This is a genomic window from Flavivirga eckloniae (assembly GCF_002886045.1).
Taxonomy (GTDB): Bacteria; Bacteroidota; Bacteroidia; order Flavobacteriales; family Flavobacteriaceae; genus Flavivirga; species Flavivirga eckloniae.
Genome location: NZ_CP025791.1, coordinates 2658431 through 2675809, shown reverse-complemented (window position 1 = coordinate 2675809; position 17379 = coordinate 2658431). Strand labels below are relative to the sequence as shown.

The window sequence follows — 17379 nt, the reverse complement described above, 5'->3', positions numbered from 1 at the left end:
ATGAAGTTTCTTTTTACTATTTTCTTTTCCTTACTTGTTTCTATATCTTTTCAAGCACAGAACATAAGAGTATTTAGTGAGCTCACAAAAGAACCTATTTTTGGAGTGGCTATTTATAATGTTGATAAATCGCAAAGTGTAGTTACTAATTTTAGAGGTGAAGCAGACTTAAGTAAGTTTTCAGATACCGAAACGATTTACTTTAAACATTTATCGCATGTTTTAAAAAAGATAACAAAACTTCAATTAAGTAATTTAAATAGAGTGTATTTAACGTCCAATACCCAAGGATTGGAAGAAATTGTTATTTCGGCTTCAAAATTTGAACAAAGCAAAAGAGACATTCCACAAAAAATAATTAGTGTAAACAGAGCAAGCATTCAATTTTCAAATCCGCAAACCAGCGCCGATTTGTTAGAGAACTCAGGAAAAGTGTTTATCCAAAAAAGTCAATTAGGAGGTGGAAGTCCGATGATAAGAGGGTTTGCTACCAACAGATTGTTAATTACTGTAGATGGCGTAAGAATGAATAATGCCATTTTTAGAGGCGGAAACTTGCAAAATGTTATTGCTGTCGATCCGTTTTCGGTTCAAAATACAGAAGTTACTTTAGGTTCTGGCGCTGTAATTTATGGAAGTGATGCTATTGGAGGTGTTATGAGTTTTTATACCCAAAAACCAGAATTATCTCATTCAGATTCCTTGCTATTTAAATCAAACATCATTACAAGATACTCGTCTGCCAGTGATGAAAAAACAGGACATTTTGATTTTAATTTAGGCTATAAAAAATGGGCGTTTGTAACTAATGGTAGTTATACAAGTTTTGGAGATTTAAAGATGGGTAAAAATGGCCCAGATGACTATTTAAGACCTGAATTTGTTTTAACAAATGATACAGGAGATGTTATCGTTGAAAATAACGACCCAAGGGTTCAAAAATTTTCAGGATACGACCAATTAAACATGATGCAAAAAGTGCGTTATGAGCCTTATAAAAACTTAAGTTTTGATTTAGGCTTATATTATACCAGAACATCAGACATTCCTAGATACGATCGATTAATAAGATATAGAAATAACACCTTGCGTTCTGCAGAATGGAACTATGGACCACAGCAATGGTTTATGTCTAACCTTCAGATTACCAAGTTAAGTAGCAATTCTAATTTGCACGATAAAATTCAAGCAACTTTAGCGTACCAGAACTTTCAGGAAAGTAGAATGGACAGGGATTTTCAATCGTCTATTAGGAATATAAGAGAAGAGGCGGTGGATGCCTATTCATTTAATTTGGATCTAGAAAAAACGCTAAGTCCAAAAACACAATTTTTTTATGGACTAGAATATGTGTATAACAAAGTAATGTCTCATGGAAAAGAAGAGAATATTTCTATAGGTGTTAGTTCTCCATCTGTTTCTAGATATCCAAATGGAGCCAGTTGGCAATCGGCAGCAGTATATTCAAGTATTAAATACAAGCCAAATTCAAAATTTGTTTTTCAATCAGGGATACGTTTTAATCACGTTGTTTCCAAAGCCGATTTTAGAGAAAACAATGTCTTTTTGAATTTGCCTTTTTCATCATCTAAAAATAAGGCAGGTGCACTTACAGGAACAGCAGGTATTAGGTGGTCTCCAAATAGAACCATGCAATGGAAGCTAAACGCATCCTCTGCTTTTAGAGCGCCTAATATTGACGATATAGGTAAAGTATTCGACTCCGAACCAGGTTCGGTGGTAGTTCCTAACGAAACTTTAAGACCGGAATATGCATATGGTGGTGAATTAGGATTAAAACTCGACTTCGATAGAAGAGTCATATTAGACATGAGTACGTATTATACATATTTAGATAATGCTTTAGTGCGTAGGGATTATAATTTAAATGGCGAAACAGAGATTCTTTACGATGGAGAGTTAAGTAATGTGCAGGCCATACAAAATGCTTCTAAAGCCTGGATTTATGGTTTTGAAGTAGGTTTAAAAGCGATCATTACAAATCAACTTCATTTAACATCCCAATACAGCATTATTGGAGGTACAGAAGAAGCGGGCGATATAGAAGTGCCTATTCGTCATGTCGCACCTAATTTTGGAAATACGCATTTAATTTGGGTGTCTAAAGGTCTTAAATTGGATGTTTTTGCAAATTATAACAATGAACTTTCCTTTGATGAATTAGCACCTTCTGAAGTTGGAAAAGATTATATCTATGCCCTCGATAGAAATGGAAACCCTTACAGTCCTTCTTGGCACACGCTTAATTTTAGAACACAATACCAAATATCTAATTCAACAACAATTACTGCGAGTTTAGAGAATATCACAGACCAACGTTATAAAACGTATTCTTCTGGAATAGCCGCGGCAGGAAGAAATTTTATAGTGTCTTTAAAATACAGTTTGTAATTATTTCTTAATAGCTTTTTTTGTAACAACCACGCCATTTGATAATGTTACTTCAGCAATATAAATACTACTGCCTAAATTAGAAAGTCTATAAGTTTCAGAGCTATTTTGACCTTTAAAGTTGTATAAGGCCCTTCCCAGAGCATCGTAAACAGTAACCGTTTTTATACTTAAGTTATTTGAAGTACTGAATCGTACATAACCATTGTTTAATGTTATAATGTTTAAGGTGTTTTCTGCTAATAAATCATCATTAGTAGATAGTGCAGTTACATTAAATACGATTTCAAAACGATCATTAAATTCCCCAATTTCTGATGTAAAAGTATAATCGCTTGCAGATAAATCGTGTAGTTTATTAAGTAAGTTATCTTTTAAATAAACTGTATTATTGGATAAAAATTCACCTTGATATTTAGGCATTGAGAATTTATATTCTGTATCTGATGGTTTTGAAGTGTAAAACCCTAAAGGAATAATTTCATCGGTTGTTAAACTGGTTACATCTTTACCTTGAATGGTGAACTTCTTATTAACATTAGTGTCACTTATTAGGGAATAAATTGCAGAGGTGGTCATATAGGATATAGTTTTGGTTGCATCATAATACAAACCATCATCTCCATCTGTAGCCCCATCGGCATAGCCTATGGCTATTTGATTAAAAGCACCTAAGCTTGAGGTTAAATCAATCCATAAAATATTGTTTACACTTGTTGGATTATCTTTTTTAGTATCGGAGTTTTTGAAAAATTGACTATTACTAGTCCCATCAGCCATTCGCATAGAGTTATTAAAAACAACTTGACCCTGACTAATATCTCCGGTAGTAGAGATTGGAATGGCAGCATCAGAGTAAGTTACAAAAAAGCCTTGTCCTGAGGGAATAAATCTATTAGGAGTAATAGGGTCTCCTCCTTGAGTTTCAGTTAAACCATTAATAACGGCATAATCTAAATCTGAAAAATTAATTTGTTCATTACCGTTCGCAACTGCTGAAGGAGGTGTGTTATGTGACCAAATATATATAGCTCCATCTATATCACTGTTCGCAGCAAAAAACGAATTTACACTAATAGCACTTGGGTAAGGATTCCCAATAAAATTCAAATTTTTATCACCTGATTCCGAATCATTTCTATATATAGGTACGGTTATAATGCCATTATTAAATGGACCTACAAAATCATATATGAATTGACTTGCAGGGCTACTATTAAATATTAACCTATCATGGGTTGAAGCATAGCCAACTCCAGGTGTCATAATTGTTGAACTACTTACAGATTGCCAAGCATCACCATTATCGTCAATATCATCATAGCCAGGTATAGGAACATTATCATTATTTGTTTCTGTTTCTGCATCTAAAAAGCTCTGAGCATCAAAAACAAAACGCCTATCGACTTGAGCTTCGGTTAATCCATTAGCAATATCCGCTCCAGAAACAGGGGAACTCCAATAAGTATATTCATACCATGCGTTTGCTGGGGCTGTTCTTTTCGTTACGGTTATTGTTCCATTATTAGTCACGGTTACTGACGCTGAGTCATCAACTTGAACAACAGAACCATTTGGTTGTACCACAATAGAAGAGCCTGTACCAGGATCTACAGTAATATCGTTTTGAACTTCTATATATGTGTTATCTGCTATGTTTAAAGTAAAACCATTATTGACTTTTAAACTACAAGCACTAAAACTTATTTCACTTCCACCATTTCCTGTATTATAATCGGCATCTATAATTACTTGAGTTGTCAAATCTGGTGTGCCACTCCATGCCCCATCCCATGTAACGATTCCTCCTGAACATGTGGTGCATGAATAAAAACAACTACCAATAGTTAATATAGAACCAGAGATGTTCCAATTAGTGTTTGTAGATGTTGCTGTTAAGACAGCAGAAAAGTTACTGGTGACAGAGCAGTCGTAAATACCATTATCAGTTTCTCCCACATCTAAAGCATTTATACCATCTGTTAAACCTGTTGGTAAAGCTGTGTCATTTGAATTGGTAGCATCTGACCAGCCAACTCCTTCAAAATTTACAGCAAATATGAAAGTTGGTGAGCTAGCTAAACCTTGATAAGCCAATATTTGATCGCCACTAGTAGATAATTGAAAGCTAGGGCTATCGGTGACGTTACCGATAGAAGCAGAAAAAGGACTATTGTCGGTAATTATTATTTCTATACCACAAGGTAAGTCGGATGTTGCTGTCCAAGTTATTGTACCTTCGCCCGCTCTAAAGCTACTAGTAGATAGCCAACCATTATCAGTAAAATTAATTGTAGTTGAATTAGTGACGTCTGTTAATAAAACAAAAGAAAATTGATCTGGGTTATCAGAGTTAAAACCTGTTATTGCAATATCTCCCGCTGTAAGTATAGTTTGTCCAAATCCAAAGGGGATTACACAAAGACACATAACTAAAAAAGCAAGAGATTTAAATAGAGTAATTCTTTTCATAATGGTTAGTTTAAAAACTATACTATAACTACGTTCAGTACAGTGGATTTGGTTTTTATATATTTTTTGTCTTATTGTTTATTTATCTATTGTTATTTTTGAAACCTATGCAGTTATCAAAAAAAACATATACGGTACAAGAAGCTACCAAAAAAATGGAGCATTATTGTGCGTATCAAGAACGTTGTCATCAAGAAGTTAGACAAAAGCTAACAGGTATGCATATGATTCCGGAGGCGATCGATATAATCATAGTACACCTCTTGGAACATAACTTTCTAAATGAAGAACGTTTTGCCAAAGCATTTGTAGGCGGTAAATTTAGAGTTAAGAAATGGGGTCGACGTCGTTTAGCTTTTGAATTAAAGAAAAAGGACGTGGTCAAAGTTAATATAAATCAGGCACTTAGAGAAATTGAGAATGAGGAGTACATCGAGGTTTTCAATGGTTTAGCCGAAAAAAAAGCAGATTCAATTAAAGAGACCAACAAGTTAAAGAAAAGAAAAAAACTAATTGATTTTTTAATTTATAAAGGATGGGAGTCTCATTTGGTGTATGAAAAAGCCAACGAGCTTATACCGTAATTCCGCTATTTTTGTGCGTTCTTATAATAGCTTGTTCGTTTTTCCAATCAATCCATTTTTGTCCTTTTAAACGGCGCATTACATTATCGTAATGACGCATAATAACGATGTTGTAAATCGCTCTGCTAAAGTTTTTCGGGTTTCTGGCAATAGCCCTTAAGCTCATAGAAAATCCAGGCGTAATATAGCGCATATAATGCCAATACCCTTCGGGCATATATAAAACCTCACCATGTTTTAGTTCGGTTTGATAGCCTTTAGCCTTTTTAAGCATCGGCCATTTTTTAAAATCCGGATTGGAAAAATCGATATCTTCTCTGGTAATTAAGGAATGCGGAATTTTATACAGGTAATCACTCTGTTTTTGGTCAAACAAGATAATCTGTTTAATGCCCTCAAAGTGGAAATGAAAAATATTGGCTAAATCGATATCATAATGCATAAACGTATGGGAACCACGACCGCCAAAAAACAACATAGGAATCCCTTTCATAAGACGTATCCCAAAATCTGGAAACGTGAAATCTTTCTGTAATTGAGGTATTTCTTTTAAGGCATTCCAAAGAAAAATACGATATTTTGTGGGCTCCGTTTTTAACAGATCTACATAATCGCTCATTTTCATTTTAGCATGTGGCTGATTAAACCCTTCTTTATAATCGACAGGCCTATCGTCGTAAAGCGGAATAGTAATGTCGCCAGCAACCGATTTCATATAATCCAAGTTCCACTTGGTATAAGCTGGCCAATCTACGGTAAGGGATTCTATAACTACAGGTTTTTGCGGATTAAAGTAGTTTTTTAAAAAACCCGCTTTAGTAATTGCCTTTACGCGAGGAATATCTTGTAGCTTAAGTGTCAATATTTGAATGGTTTAGCACTCAAAGTTAAGAAAACGTTATGAAAATAGAAACAGTATTTTTTCGTGTTTTCTTAATGGCAACAAGAAATAATTCTTAATGGGCAATACGGTAAAATTGCTAAAATGGTGATTCCAAAAAGGGGTATAGCCTTAATTATTTTAAGGTCTTAGCTTTTTCTTTAGCTGCTTCGTTACGCTCAATAGTGTGATCAGGTCTTGTCCATTTTGGTTTTTCACCTAAAGCTTCGTATTGGGAATCGTCAGCTTCAACCGTTTTTGGTTGCACTTTTTTAGTGAATGGTTTTTGTGGTTTCAAGCCTAATAACTCAAACATTTTCATGTCTTCGTTAACATCTGGATTTGGAGTGGTTAATAATTTATCACCAGCGAAAATTGAATTAGCTCCAGCAAAGAAACACATTGCTTGGCCTTCTTTAGACATTTGTGTTCTACCTGCACTTAAACGCACTTGGGTTTCTGGCATGATAATACGCGTAGTTGCAACCATACGAATCATATCCCATATTTCAACAGGTTTTTCTTCTTCTAGAGGCGTACCTTCAACTGCGACTAAAGCATTTATTGGTGTAGATTCCGGTTGAGGGTTTAGAGTTGATAAAGCCACCAGCATTCCGGCACGATCATCAATGCTTTCACCCATACCAATAATACCACCGCTACAAACAGTTACATTAGTTTTTCTTACGTTATCAATGGTATCTAATCGATCTTGATACCCACGTGTTGAAATAACTTCTTTATAATATTCTTCAGATGAGTCTAAATTATGATTGTAAGCATATAAACCAGCTTCAGCCAATCGTTGTGCCTGGTTTTTAGTAATCATACCAAGTGTACAACACACTTCCATGTCCAGTTTATTAATGGTACGTACCATTTCTAGAACCTCGTCGAATTCTTCACCATCTTTTACATTACGCCATGCAGCACCCATACAAACACGCGAGCTTCCAGAAGATTTTGCACGTAGTGCCTGCGCTTTTACTTGTTGTACAGACATTAAATCGTTTCCTTCAATATCTGTATGGTAACGAGCTGCTTGTGGACAATACCCACAGTCTTCTGAACAACCACCTGTTTTTATAGATAACAATGTAGATACTTGTACTACATTAGGATCGTGATGTAAACGGTGTACAGTTGCTGCTTCGTAAAGCAGTTCCATTAAAGGTTTGTTATAGATTTCTATTACCTCTTCTTTTGTCCAGTTGTGTCTTGTCTCGCTCATAAATCAAGTTGATTAGCTATGGTCAAAAATACTAATTAAATAGCATATACTTTCAATAATTTTTTAATTAATGTACCTGTTTTTAAGAAGCGATTATTAATAAAATTATTGAAAGCCTATGCCATATTTGTTTAAAGATGATAAAAGAATTATTATTCTTTAAGGTTGAATTAAGCGACTAACGCTTTGGACCTTAAGAGTCTTTTTCTTCTTTGGAATCTGATGTTATCTCTGGTTGTTCAACATTTTTACCCTTTAAATATTCGGGTAATTCCATTCCTGCCATATTAAACATGTCTTGTAATGGCGGAACCGATTTGTACATACCTGAAAGGAAGTTAGCGGTTGATGATTTCCCATCTTTTCCACCACCATTTTCCCATACGGTAACTTTATCGATTTTAATATTTTTAATCGCCTCAGCTTGTGTTTTAACTAATTCAGGTAATTTATCTGCAACTAATAGTAATACAGCGTCTTTAGAATTATTTCCTGCGGCTTTAACAATTTGATCTAAACCAGCGGCTTGTTTTGTTAGTACCTCATATAAGCCTTCAGCTTCAGCTTGTGCCTTAAATAAAATAGCATCGGCTTCACCTTTAGCTCTTCTTCTAATACGTTCTGCTTCTGCTTCAGCATCAATTTCAACTTTCTTTTTATCAATTTCAGCAGGTACAATAACGTCAGCCATTTGAGATGAACGTTCTCGTTCTGCTCTGGCAGTTTCCGCTTCTTTTTCTGCAGCATACGACTCTTCAAGAGCTTTCGCGCTTTGTACTTTTTCTGCAGCTATAGCGACACGTTCTGCTTCTGCTTCACGCTGACGACGTAAGGAATCTGAATTCGCTACTGCAATTTTGGCGGTGTTCTCACCTTCTACAGCTTGTGCATTAGCAGCAGCAACCTGAGTTCTTTCGTCTTGTACTGCATTAGCTTCACCAATAGATCCATCTCTTGTTTTTTCTGCTACAGATTTACGTGCTGCATTTATAGCATGAGCCGCAGCTTCTTTACCTAAAGCTTCAATATATCCAGATTCGTCAACAATATCTGTGATGTTTACGTTGATTAGTTTTAAACCAACTTTCTTTAATTCAGATTCAACAGATTGAGAGATGTTTGCTAAAAATTTATCTCTATCTGAATTAATTTCTTCAATATCCATCGAGGCTACGACTAAACGTAACTGACCAAAAATAATCTCTTGAGCTAAGTCTTGAATTTCGTTTTGGCCTAGGCCTAATAAACGCTCTGCTGCATTTTGCATAATACCAGGCTCGGTTGAAACACCAATGGTAAAACGAGATGGTACATTTACACGGATATTTTGTTTAGAGAGGGCATTTACCAGATTTACTTCAATCGAAATAGGAGTTAAATCTAAAAACTCATAATCTTGAATTACAGGTAAAATAAATGCAGCACCACCGTGAATACATTTGGCAGATTGTCCGCCACCAACTTTTCCGTAGACTACTAAAATCCTATCTGAGGGACAACGTTTATAACGTCTAATTAATACTATAAAAAAAAGGAATATAAATAATACTCCAAAAATAAGAGCCATAGGGAATCCTAAGTTAGGCCCTTCCTGAATTATCAGTAATTTCATAAGTGTGTTGTTTTAAAGGTTCTATTGGTTTTTTCGTTTGGTCTACTATCAAGATACCATTTGGGGTAACATCGACCACTTTTATTATTGTTCCGGACTTTAATTCTACTAATGAATCTGTGAGCGCATCTAGTTCGCGCATAGCGCCTTGAACTCTAACACTAACTTTTCCCATTTTAGATCTATCAGCACCAATGGTAAGATATACTTCACCAATGGCATCAATCGCATTTTTATAGTTTAAAGTGCCGCTGTCTGTTAATTTACCCATGAAATAGAACATGGAAGCCATAATAGCCATCATTATTAATCCACAGAATATAGAAATGACAATGGTTACAGGTATAGGTAAACCTGCATCTATACATGCAATACCGCTCCATCCAAAAATGGTAAAAAATCCAACTAAGTTTTTAAAGGTGATAAACTGAAACCCAATTCCTGTATCTCCATCAATTTCAGAATCTAAATCTTCAATCCCATCGGCATCACCGCCCATAAAAGATAATATCATTACGATCGTAAAAATTAGCGATCCAATGATGGCTATTAGCCAATAGATTTTTGGAAAGAGCTCTAAATTTGAAAACCATTCTAACATAATAAGTTAATTTTTTGGAGGATTAAATATACCCTTTTTCTAGTGATAAAATTACTTCTGAAAACTATTATTTTGAAAGCAAAATACTCACAGCATTTCCTCCAAAACCAACAGCATTTACCAAAATGTTATTAATGCTATTTGGTGATTTTTGGAACTTTGAAAAAGGTACGGTTATAAATTTTTGATGTTGCAACATTAAAATGGCCATTTCTATACTTAACATGCCTGAGGCACCGAAGCTATGGCCAACCTTCCATTTGTTTGTTGTTAAAGAAGGTGTTTTGTTACAAAATATTTTTTTTATTGCTTCATATTCCGATAAATCACCTTTTATGGTTCCCGGAGCATGCATTACTATGGCATCAACGTCATCAGGGTTTAAATTACCCAATGCCATTTGCATCGATTTTTGAAAACATTGCGCATCACTTGAAATGGAAATATTATGTTCTAAAATTTCGGTAGCATAGCCAAATCCTTTTATAAGAGCTATGGCATTGTCTTTTTTGCCTGCTTCCAAACAAGCCATGGATGCGCCCTCACCTAAAATCATGGTATTTTGCTTTTTTTCCAGATTTAGTGCTTGGCATGGGAAAGATTCTGTATTCAATTTGCCTTTCGAATAAATCTTTAAAGCTTTCATTTGTGCAATGGTAAAAGGTGTTAATGGCGCTTCGCTACCACCAACCAAAAATTTATCGCACATACCAGAACTAACCCAAGCAATTCCATTGAGCATAGCGTGCAAAGCAGTCGAGCAGGTTATGGAATGACTAATTTCTGGGCCTTGTGTTTGCAAGTCGTGAGCCACCCAGGATGAAATATTGCCTAATGTTGTGGTTGGAGAGCTTAGTGTTTTTGCTTTATTCTTTTCAAGAAAATCCTTGTGATAGGTTTCAAAAAGTTGTGTAGCACCACGAGAAGATCCAATGTTGATTCCGAAGTTATCCGAACCATTCCAATGGGCATGTTTAATAGCTTTTCTTGAAGCATAAATGGCAAATAGAACAGTATCGTCTAACGATTTGTATTTGGGATCAGATTTACGCAAGGATTCGATTTCCTTTTTAGCATCTTGAGGGATTTCTGCAACTAAAGTATGCTCATTGCCAAAAGATTTTTCCGAAATACAATCTTGGTTATTTTGATAGTTTTTCCATGCATCGTCCAAAGATTTTCCAAGGGGAGAAATAGACGAAATAGCGGTTATTGAGATTGGTTCTTGCAAGATTTTAAACTTTAAAACAAAAATAAGTTTATTGTATTTATTTCCAGTCGTTTTATGAAATGAAAATGAATTATTTTAAAAAATGTAACAAGTTATTTAATTGGTACACCTATTGTTTGAATAAAAACAATTTTATGGAAGAAGTAAAACGAAAGAGTTGGTTTGGCAGAAATTGGCCATGGGTACTGCCTGTTGGTGGATGTTTAACAATTATTGTATTGTTTATATTAGGCTTTGGAGCTATATTTTTTGGAGTAACTAAAATACTAGGGTCTTCGGAACCATATAAGTATGCTATAGATCAAGTATCGAAAAACACAGAAGCAATTGCCATTTTGGGTAAACCTATTGAAGCCGATGGCATTATGAATGGTAAGATTTCAATAAAAAATGATGGAGGGGAAGCCGATTTTGAAATTCCCATAGTAGGCCCTAATGGAACGGCTAAAGTTATAGTTATAGCAAACAAAACAGATGGAGAATGGTTTTACGAAAAACTCTATGTTATAATAAAAGAAACCAATGAAGAAATTAATTTATTGGATAAGGGTTTAGAGGGAATTTAACCCGTCTTTATTAAACAATTTCCAATACATCTTCGATAGTATTATAAACCTGTTCTAATTGTTCCTTGGTAATTACGTAAGGTGCTTGAATATAAATAGTATGGCCTAGTGGGCGAAGAAAAACACCATGGTCTAAAAAGAACTTAAAAAGTTTATCTCGCAAACTCCCATAGCGTTTCATTTCAACGTTTAAATCCAAAGCAAAAATAATTCCTGTTTGTCTCGTGGATTTTACTTTTGGATGTGTTTTTATATGCTCGTTAAATCTTTTGTGGGAAGCTATTATGGTTTTTATATTTTGCTGAATAGCGTCTGACTGTAATAGTTCGATGCTTGCTAGAGCTGCTGTACAAGCCAATGGGTTTGCCGAATACGTATGTCCGTGAAACAAACCTTTACTAATCTCGTCGCTATAAAAAGCCTCGTAAATGTCTTGAGAGCATGTGGTAAGTGCCATTGGGACTAAGCCGCCTGTTAAGGCTTTGCTTAAACATATAATATCTGGTTTTGTGTCAATATGATCTGATGCAAAATGTTTTCCTGTTTTTCCAAAGCCTGTCATAACCTCGTCGGCAACAGTAATAATGTTATGGTTTTTACAAAATTTTAAAATAGCATTTAATCCTTCTGGGTCGTGCATTTTCATGGCTGCAGCACCTTGAACCAAAGGTTCGTAAACAAAACCAGCTACTTTGTGGGTTTTTGCTATGTCGTTTAAGGTATTTAAAATGGCTTCATTGTTTTCTCCGTTTGGAGTCGGAATTCGTTTTACTTCTAAAAAGAAATCCTCAAAAGGACCATTATAAACAGATAAACCGGATACACTCATAGCACCAAAGGTATCACCGTGAAACCCATCTTCGAAAGCGATAAGAATATTGCGTTTCTCACCTTTGTTAAAATGATACTGCAAAGCCATCTTTATACCAATTTCAACCGAAGTTGAGCCATTATCACTAAAGAAAATCTTCTCTTGATTATCGGGTAGGATTTTGATAAGTTCTTCTGATAGTTTTATAGCTGGCTCATGAGTAAAACCACTAAAAACAATTTGATCTAATTGCTGCATCTGATTTGAAACACGGCTAGTAATATATTCGTTGCAGTGCCCGTACATGCAGGTATACCAAGAAGCAATAGCGTCAATATATTCGTTGCTATCTTCGTCGTACAATAGGCATCCTTTTGCTTTGGTTATGGCAATAGATTCGGCATGCAGTTTATGCTGTGTTAAAGGGTGCCAGAGGTGTTTTTTATCGCGTTCTTTTAGTGTCATAATGTTTTGTAATTCCCGCGAAGGCAGGAATCTGTTTTTTGTTCTCAGTTTCGATTCATAAGATTCCCGCCTTCGCTGGAATTACAACATGTCCCGAAACAATTCAGCATAGTCACTCACCACATTTTTATCAAAATAAGGTTCCTCGTTAATGCGTCCGATAACGGGAGTCTTTGTCATTTTTTTAATGATATCTTCCGTTGTTTTATGTTCGTTTCCACTATAAATAATCGAGACATCAAACCCTTTATCCTTTAGGGCATTTATTGTTAGTAAAGTATGATTAATACTTCCTAAATAATGCCTTGAAACAACAATTACTTTATAATCGGGTTTAATAAGATCTAAAACCGTTTGTGTGTCGTTTATTGGAACTAACAAGCCACCGGCACCTTCAATAATTAAATGGTTTTTTGTTTCAGGTTCTTTAATTTCCTTTATGCTAATTGAAACACCATCAATGTCTGCTGCGGCATGAGGACTCATAGGTGTTTCTAATGCATAACTGTTTGGATGAATTGTAGTTTTGGTATTGCTAATAAGCTTTTCAACAGTGTCTTTATCACCATGTTCTATTTCACCTGCCTGAATAGGTTTCCAATAGTCTGCTTGCAAAGCTTCGGTAACTATAGCAGAGGCAATAGTTTTACCAACATCTGTAGATATTCCAGTAATGAAAATTTTCTTCATTTTAAATCGAATTCTGTTTTACAATCTTCGCATTTATACTTGTGCTTGGTATAAAATGGAAAAACTGAGAATAGGAATCCAAAAATAAACCAGAATAATGATTTAGCATCTTTTATTGTAGAAAATAATTCCACTTTTTCGCTTTTGCAATTTGGGCAGCAGATGGAGTTGCCCTCATCATCAATAGAGTACTTTTCAATAGAATTAAGTATGTGCTGAGCCTTTAATGCCTGACGCGACAATACTTTTAATTTTACACCACCAATAGCATTACTTACTAAAGGATCGGTATCAATAGTAATATGATCTGATAAAAAAACCTGAATACCTTCGGCTTCCAATCGTCCTTTAATGATTTGCGCTTCAGATGAATATTGAAATCTGGCTATTGTTTTAAATGTATCACTCATGTATGGATCTAAAGTTTTAATGAGATACTGAAAAAAGTTCAGCACAAACAAGTTCAATACGACTTTGTCACAAAAGTAGCAAGTAGTTTTAAAACTTTTGATATGTCTTCTTTAGAATTAAAAGCATGCAAACAAAAACGTAATCGTTCTTGATTTTTTGGAACTGTTGGCGATAATATGGGTTTTATATTAAAGCCATGTTCTTGAAATTTTTGGGCAATTGATTTTACCATATCATTCCCGGGAATAATACAACAATGTATAGCAGAATGACTTTCTATAAAACGATTTTGAAGCTCGTTTTTAACAACCTCGCTTTTAAAATGGGCGATATTGTTATGAAGTTGCGCTTTGGTTATGCTTGTAGCCAATTCATGATAGGCAGCATGAATATTAGCTAAAGTATGAGGAGGTAAAGCTGTGGTATAAATAAAACTTCGGGAAAAGTTTACTAAATATTGTTTGAGAGATTCACTTCCTATAATAGCTGCGCCATGAGCCCCAATGGCTTTTCCAAAGGTGACGATTCTAGCAAAAATGTCTTTTTCCAGTTTTAAATGCTGAATTAGACCAGCGCCTCCTTCTCCAAAAACACCAACCGCATGGGCTTCGTCTACAATCAATAAAGCATTGTTTTTTTTACATAGCTGGGTGATACCCTTTAAATTCGGCGAATCGCCATCCATTGAGAAAATGGATTCTGTAACAATATATATATTGTTACTGTCATTTTGAGAAAGCCCGTGCTGAGCGGAGTCGAAGTATCGAAGAATCTGTTGTTCTATGTCATCTAAGTCATTATGCTTAAACTTATAAGCCTTAGCATTAGAAAGCCTTATACCATCGCGAATGGATGCATGAATATATTCGTCGTATAAAATAACATCGCCACGTTGTGGGACGCAAGAAAAGAAGCCCACATTTGCATCGTAACCAGAATTAAAAACTAAGGCAGACTCGCTGTTATGGTAATCGGATAATTGGGTTTCTACTGTATTAAAAAGTGGGTGATTTCCTGAGAGCAGACGAGAGCCTGTTGCTCCGTTATGGATTATGTTATAATCAATTAAATACTGGTGCGTATTATTAAAAATGGTTTCGGATTTTGAAAAGCCCAAATAATCGTTAGATGAAAAATCCACTAAATTGCGAGGCGCTTCCAACTGTCGTAAAGCATTGTTAGCCTTACGTTCTTCCAGCTTACTATGTAGTTTTTTTGGAAACATCGTGGTAAAGATACAAAGACCCACTAGCTTAATAAAATATCTTTTTTTGATAATAAATTATTGTTTTACAATAATATTTATATATTTGTTATCGTTAAACAATAATTTCAGAATTAAATGAAAGCGATAATAATTACTCCCTTAAAGCAGATTAGTTTTAAAGATTGTCTCATAGATTTAGTCATTTATATAACTTTTTTGTTTTTAGCCAGAGAAATATATATACAAAGTATTGGGCTTATTGCAAGTGTTCTTGTTGGGTCTTTTATAGCATTATCTGTAGCTACATGGCGGATGAAGACAAGACATGTTGATTGGAAGGACTTAGGTTTATGTAAGCCAAAAAGCTGGAAAAGAACCATAATGATAGCTTTATTAATTATTGTGGTAAGTATTACTTCAATTATGATTATTGAAGTATTGAAAGATATATTTCCTGACCTATTTAGTTTTGAGAATTCTAATAGAGGCAGAAAACATAAAGGTCCCAGATTTGGTAAGTTAGAAGGAAACCTTCCATTGTTTTTCTCTATTATATTTTTCATTTGGCTGGAATCAATGCTAGAGGAATTAATCGATAGAGGTTTTCTAATGAATTGGCTGGAACGCTTATTTTCAAATATACCTTATGCAACTATCATTGCAATTACTATTCAGGCAGCTCTTTTTGGGTATAGACATTCGTATAGTTTATCGGAAAGATCTATTACTGTTGGAGTGCTTGGTTTTATAATGGGAGTTGCGTATATGTATTTGGGGCGGAATTTATGGGCTTTAATTATCGCCCATTGTGTGCTTAATACGTTTTCGATGCTTGAAAGAGTATTTTAAAGCGTGCTTTAAAACAATGATATAATAAAACAAAGATTTATGATTAAATTATTCCCAAAACCACTAACCAGTGATATGGAAATTCAGAAAAAGTATAGCTGGCAAGTTGCAATGGGGCTTCTCGTACTTTTTGTACTTGGAGCCCTTGTAAATGTACCTTTTTCCAGAGAGCTGAAAAGATTGAAATTAAAGCAGAGGGAAACAGATACAAAACTAATGGAGCCTATATCGAGTGTATTAATTGATACGGGAATTAGTAGTGTTATAATCGGGACTATTTTTATTTTTATAGGTTTATGGGTATGTAGAAAAGCTAATTTAGGTGCTCCAGGGCTTGCAGCTTTTTTTTCTAAACATTCTAACCTTAAATATTTTAGTAAAAAAATTATGCTCTTCAGTATTATTATTGGCTCAATAATAGCTTTAATATTGCTTGGGCTTTTTGAGGTTCAAAAAATATTTTATCCGATAGTAGCTGTAAATGAGCGCCCTTCAAAAACATTTTACATATTGGCATCTTTTTCGGCTGCCATTATTGAAGAAGTGATCTTTCGGTTAGGTGTAATGTCTTTAATTATCACGGTTATTCAATATTTCAAAATGGAGCATCCAATATCTAATACCGTCATATGGACAGGTATTATTCTGTCGAGTATTATATTTGGACTAATTCATTTACCTATGACTAGTAATTTTTTTGAGCTTACAACTTTTACTATTTGTATAACTATGATTGGAAATTTAATCACAGGATGTACATTTGGTTGGGTTTATTGGAAATGGGGCTTGCTTAATGCAATGCTTTCTCATTTTGTTTTTGATATTTTTTTTCATGTTGTAGGCTCACCATTTGCATAAGAATTTGTTTATTTAAATATTTGAAAAATGAAAAGAATTAAACTTTTATATCGATTTTTGATTTTTATAAATGTTTTTTTTTCGATCTTGTTAGTTGTGCAGTTGGTACTTCTTATCGGACCGGATCTTATTTATTGGAAGCAATATGAAGACAGAACTTTTGGGACATTTCAAAGTTTAATTGAAGGTGTTCGACTTGTGTTATTGTTAATAGGCTTATTTAAAGTTCAACATGGGGTTCGTGCGATTATAGATGAGGGCTTCTATAATGTGACAAGTCAGGTTAAGTTTAAGAAGAGTGGATTTTTTTTAATAATTTATGTATTGATTAGTTTTGCTTATAACATTTTAGTTATGAAAGAATTGGAACTGAATATTTTTATAGTAAATTTCATTCAGTACTACTTTATTTTGTTGGTTGGAATCGGATTATATATCTTTTCCGATTTCATTAAAAATGGGGGAAAACTTAAACAAGAAAACGATTTAACTATCTAGG

General features: G+C 34.5%; 16 protein-coding genes. 6 read left to right on the top strand and 10 right to left on the bottom strand.

From position 1 onward, the window contains the following. The gene (locus tag C1H87_RS10915) at nucleotides 1–2412 is read left to right on the top strand and encodes a TonB-dependent receptor (protein WP_102755841.1); all 2412 of its coding nucleotides are present in this window, start codon (nucleotides 1–3) and stop codon (nucleotides 2410–2412) included. Here C1H87_RS10915 and C1H87_RS10910 read toward each other — a convergent pair whose 3' ends face one another. Further along, complete coding sequence (locus C1H87_RS10910; RefSeq protein WP_102755840.1) at nucleotides 2413–4884, bottom strand: T9SS type A sorting domain-containing protein; 2472 nt, start codon at nucleotides 4882–4884, stop codon at nucleotides 2413–2415. Nucleotides 4885–4991: 107 nt separating this feature from the next. Here C1H87_RS10910 and C1H87_RS10905 point away from each other — a divergent pair, with 107 nt between their 5' ends. Further along, complete coding sequence (locus C1H87_RS10905; protein ID WP_102755839.1) at nucleotides 4992–5468, top strand: regulatory protein RecX; 477 nt, start codon at nucleotides 4992–4994, stop codon at nucleotides 5466–5468. On the opposite strand, the gene C1H87_RS10900 is transcribed toward C1H87_RS10905, so the two are convergent. The 5 genes from C1H87_RS10900 to C1H87_RS10880 all read right to left on the bottom strand — a co-directional run bounded on the left by C1H87_RS10900 (nucleotide 5458) and on the right by C1H87_RS10880 (nucleotide 11023). Continuing rightward, nucleotides 5458–6330, bottom strand: a complete 873-nt coding sequence (locus C1H87_RS10900) for a cupin-like domain-containing protein (protein WP_102755838.1) — start codon at nucleotides 6328–6330, stop codon at nucleotides 5458–5460. The two genes, C1H87_RS10905 and C1H87_RS10900, sit on opposite strands and share 11 nt — an antisense overlap. Nucleotides 6331–6484: 154 nt before the next feature. Further along, nucleotides 6485–7579, bottom strand: coding sequence for a biotin synthase BioB (gene bioB, locus C1H87_RS10895; protein WP_102755837.1), 1095 nt, complete (start codon nucleotides 7577–7579; stop codon nucleotides 6485–6487). A 193-nt stretch (nucleotides 7580–7772) separates the two neighbouring features. Further along, nucleotides 7773–9191, bottom strand: a complete 1419-nt coding sequence (locus tag C1H87_RS10890) for a flotillin family protein (RefSeq protein ID WP_102755836.1) — start codon at nucleotides 9189–9191, stop codon at nucleotides 7773–7775. Continuing rightward, nucleotides 9160–9792 carry a hypothetical protein gene (locus C1H87_RS10885; RefSeq protein ID WP_102755835.1) on the bottom strand — a complete coding sequence of 211 codons (633 nt, stop codon included), beginning with the start codon at nucleotides 9790–9792 and terminating at the stop codon, nucleotides 9160–9162. The genes C1H87_RS10890 and C1H87_RS10885 overlap by 32 nt, the downstream gene beginning before the upstream one ends. 67 nt (nucleotides 9793–9859) lie before the next feature. Then, on the bottom strand, nucleotides 9860–11023 hold the full coding sequence (locus tag C1H87_RS10880) for a beta-ketoacyl synthase N-terminal-like domain-containing protein (protein ID WP_102755834.1): 1164 nt from the start codon (nucleotides 11021–11023) through the stop codon (nucleotides 9860–9862). 134 nt (nucleotides 11024–11157) lie between these two features. On the opposite strand from C1H87_RS10880, the gene C1H87_RS10875 reads away from it, so the two are divergent. Continuing rightward, nucleotides 11158–11589 (top strand): cytochrome c oxidase assembly factor Coa1 family protein, encoded by a 432-nt coding sequence (locus C1H87_RS10875; RefSeq protein WP_158655194.1) that lies wholly within the window; start codon nucleotides 11158–11160, stop codon nucleotides 11587–11589. 10 nt (nucleotides 11590–11599) lie between these two features. On the opposite strand, the gene bioA is transcribed toward C1H87_RS10875, so the two are convergent. The 4 genes from bioA to C1H87_RS10855 form a co-directional block, all read right to left on the bottom strand. After that, nucleotides 11600–12865 (bottom strand): adenosylmethionine--8-amino-7-oxononanoate transaminase, encoded by a 1266-nt coding sequence (bioA, locus tag C1H87_RS10870; RefSeq protein WP_102755832.1) that lies wholly within the window; start codon nucleotides 12863–12865, stop codon nucleotides 11600–11602. An 81-nt stretch (nucleotides 12866–12946) separates the two neighbouring features. Continuing rightward, nucleotides 12947–13555, bottom strand: coding sequence for a dethiobiotin synthase (gene bioD, locus C1H87_RS10865; RefSeq protein WP_102755831.1), 609 nt, complete (start codon nucleotides 13553–13555; stop codon nucleotides 12947–12949). Then, the gene (locus tag C1H87_RS10860) at nucleotides 13552–13965 is read right to left on the bottom strand and encodes a putative signal transducing protein (RefSeq protein ID WP_102755830.1); all 414 of its coding nucleotides are present in this window, start codon (nucleotides 13963–13965) and stop codon (nucleotides 13552–13554) included. The genes bioD and C1H87_RS10860 overlap by 4 nt, the downstream gene beginning before the upstream one ends. A gap of 53 nt (nucleotides 13966–14018) precedes the next feature. Then, nucleotides 14019–15191 carry an aminotransferase class I/II-fold pyridoxal phosphate-dependent enzyme gene (locus C1H87_RS10855; protein ID WP_102755829.1) on the bottom strand — a complete coding sequence of 391 codons (1173 nt, stop codon included), beginning with the start codon at nucleotides 15189–15191 and terminating at the stop codon, nucleotides 14019–14021. Between the two features lie 117 nt (nucleotides 15192–15308). Between C1H87_RS10855 and C1H87_RS10850 the strand changes: the two genes are divergently transcribed. From C1H87_RS10850 to C1H87_RS10840, 3 genes are all read left to right on the top strand, one after another. Continuing rightward, nucleotides 15309–16022 carry a CPBP family intramembrane glutamic endopeptidase gene (locus tag C1H87_RS10850; protein ID WP_102755828.1) on the top strand — a complete coding sequence of 238 codons (714 nt, stop codon included), beginning with the start codon at nucleotides 15309–15311 and terminating at the stop codon, nucleotides 16020–16022. A gap of 75 nt (nucleotides 16023–16097) precedes the next feature. Further along, complete coding sequence (locus tag C1H87_RS10845) at nucleotides 16098–16880, top strand: CPBP family intramembrane glutamic endopeptidase (RefSeq protein ID WP_158655193.1); 783 nt, start codon at nucleotides 16098–16100, stop codon at nucleotides 16878–16880. Between the two features lie 27 nt (nucleotides 16881–16907). After that, nucleotides 16908–17378 (top strand): hypothetical protein, encoded by a 471-nt coding sequence (locus C1H87_RS10840; RefSeq protein WP_102755826.1) that lies wholly within the window; start codon nucleotides 16908–16910, stop codon nucleotides 17376–17378. Nucleotide 17379 lies beyond the last annotated feature (1 nt).

Coding starts and splice junctions, on each gene's coding strand:
- C1H87_RS10915 (WP_102755841.1), top strand. CDS start 1: ATGAAGTTTCTTTTTACTATTTTCTTTTCCTTACTTGTTTCTATATCT.
- C1H87_RS10910 (WP_102755840.1), bottom strand. CDS start 4,884: ATGAAAAGAATTACTCTATTTAAATCTCTTGCTTTTTTAGTTATGTGT.
- C1H87_RS10905 (WP_102755839.1), top strand. CDS start 4,992: ATGCAGTTATCAAAAAAAACATATACGGTACAAGAAGCTACCAAAAAA.
- bioB (WP_102755837.1), bottom strand. CDS start 7,579: ATGAGCGAGACAAGACACAACTGGACAAAAGAAGAGGTAATAGAAATC.
- C1H87_RS10890 (WP_102755836.1), bottom strand. CDS start 9,191: ATGAAATTACTGATAATTCAGGAAGGGCCTAACTTAGGATTCCCTATG.
- C1H87_RS10885 (WP_102755835.1), bottom strand. CDS start 9,792: ATGTTAGAATGGTTTTCAAATTTAGAGCTCTTTCCAAAAATCTATTGG.
- C1H87_RS10875 (WP_158655194.1), top strand. CDS start 11,158: ATGGAAGAAGTAAAACGAAAGAGTTGGTTTGGCAGAAATTGGCCATGG.
- bioA (WP_102755832.1), bottom strand. CDS start 12,865: ATGACACTAAAAGAACGCGATAAAAAACACCTCTGGCACCCTTTAACA.
- bioD (WP_102755831.1), bottom strand. CDS start 13,555: ATGAAGAAAATTTTCATTACTGGAATATCTACAGATGTTGGTAAAACT.
- C1H87_RS10860 (WP_102755830.1), bottom strand. CDS start 13,965: ATGAGTGATACATTTAAAACAATAGCCAGATTTCAATATTCATCTGAA.
- C1H87_RS10855 (WP_102755829.1), bottom strand. CDS start 15,191: ATGTTTCCAAAAAAACTACATAGTAAGCTGGAAGAACGTAAGGCTAAC.
- C1H87_RS10850 (WP_102755828.1), top strand. CDS start 15,309: ATGAAAGCGATAATAATTACTCCCTTAAAGCAGATTAGTTTTAAAGAT.
- C1H87_RS10845 (WP_158655193.1), top strand. CDS start 16,098: ATGGAAATTCAGAAAAAGTATAGCTGGCAAGTTGCAATGGGGCTTCTC.
- C1H87_RS10840 (WP_102755826.1), top strand. CDS start 16,908: ATGAAAAGAATTAAACTTTTATATCGATTTTTGATTTTTATAAATGTT.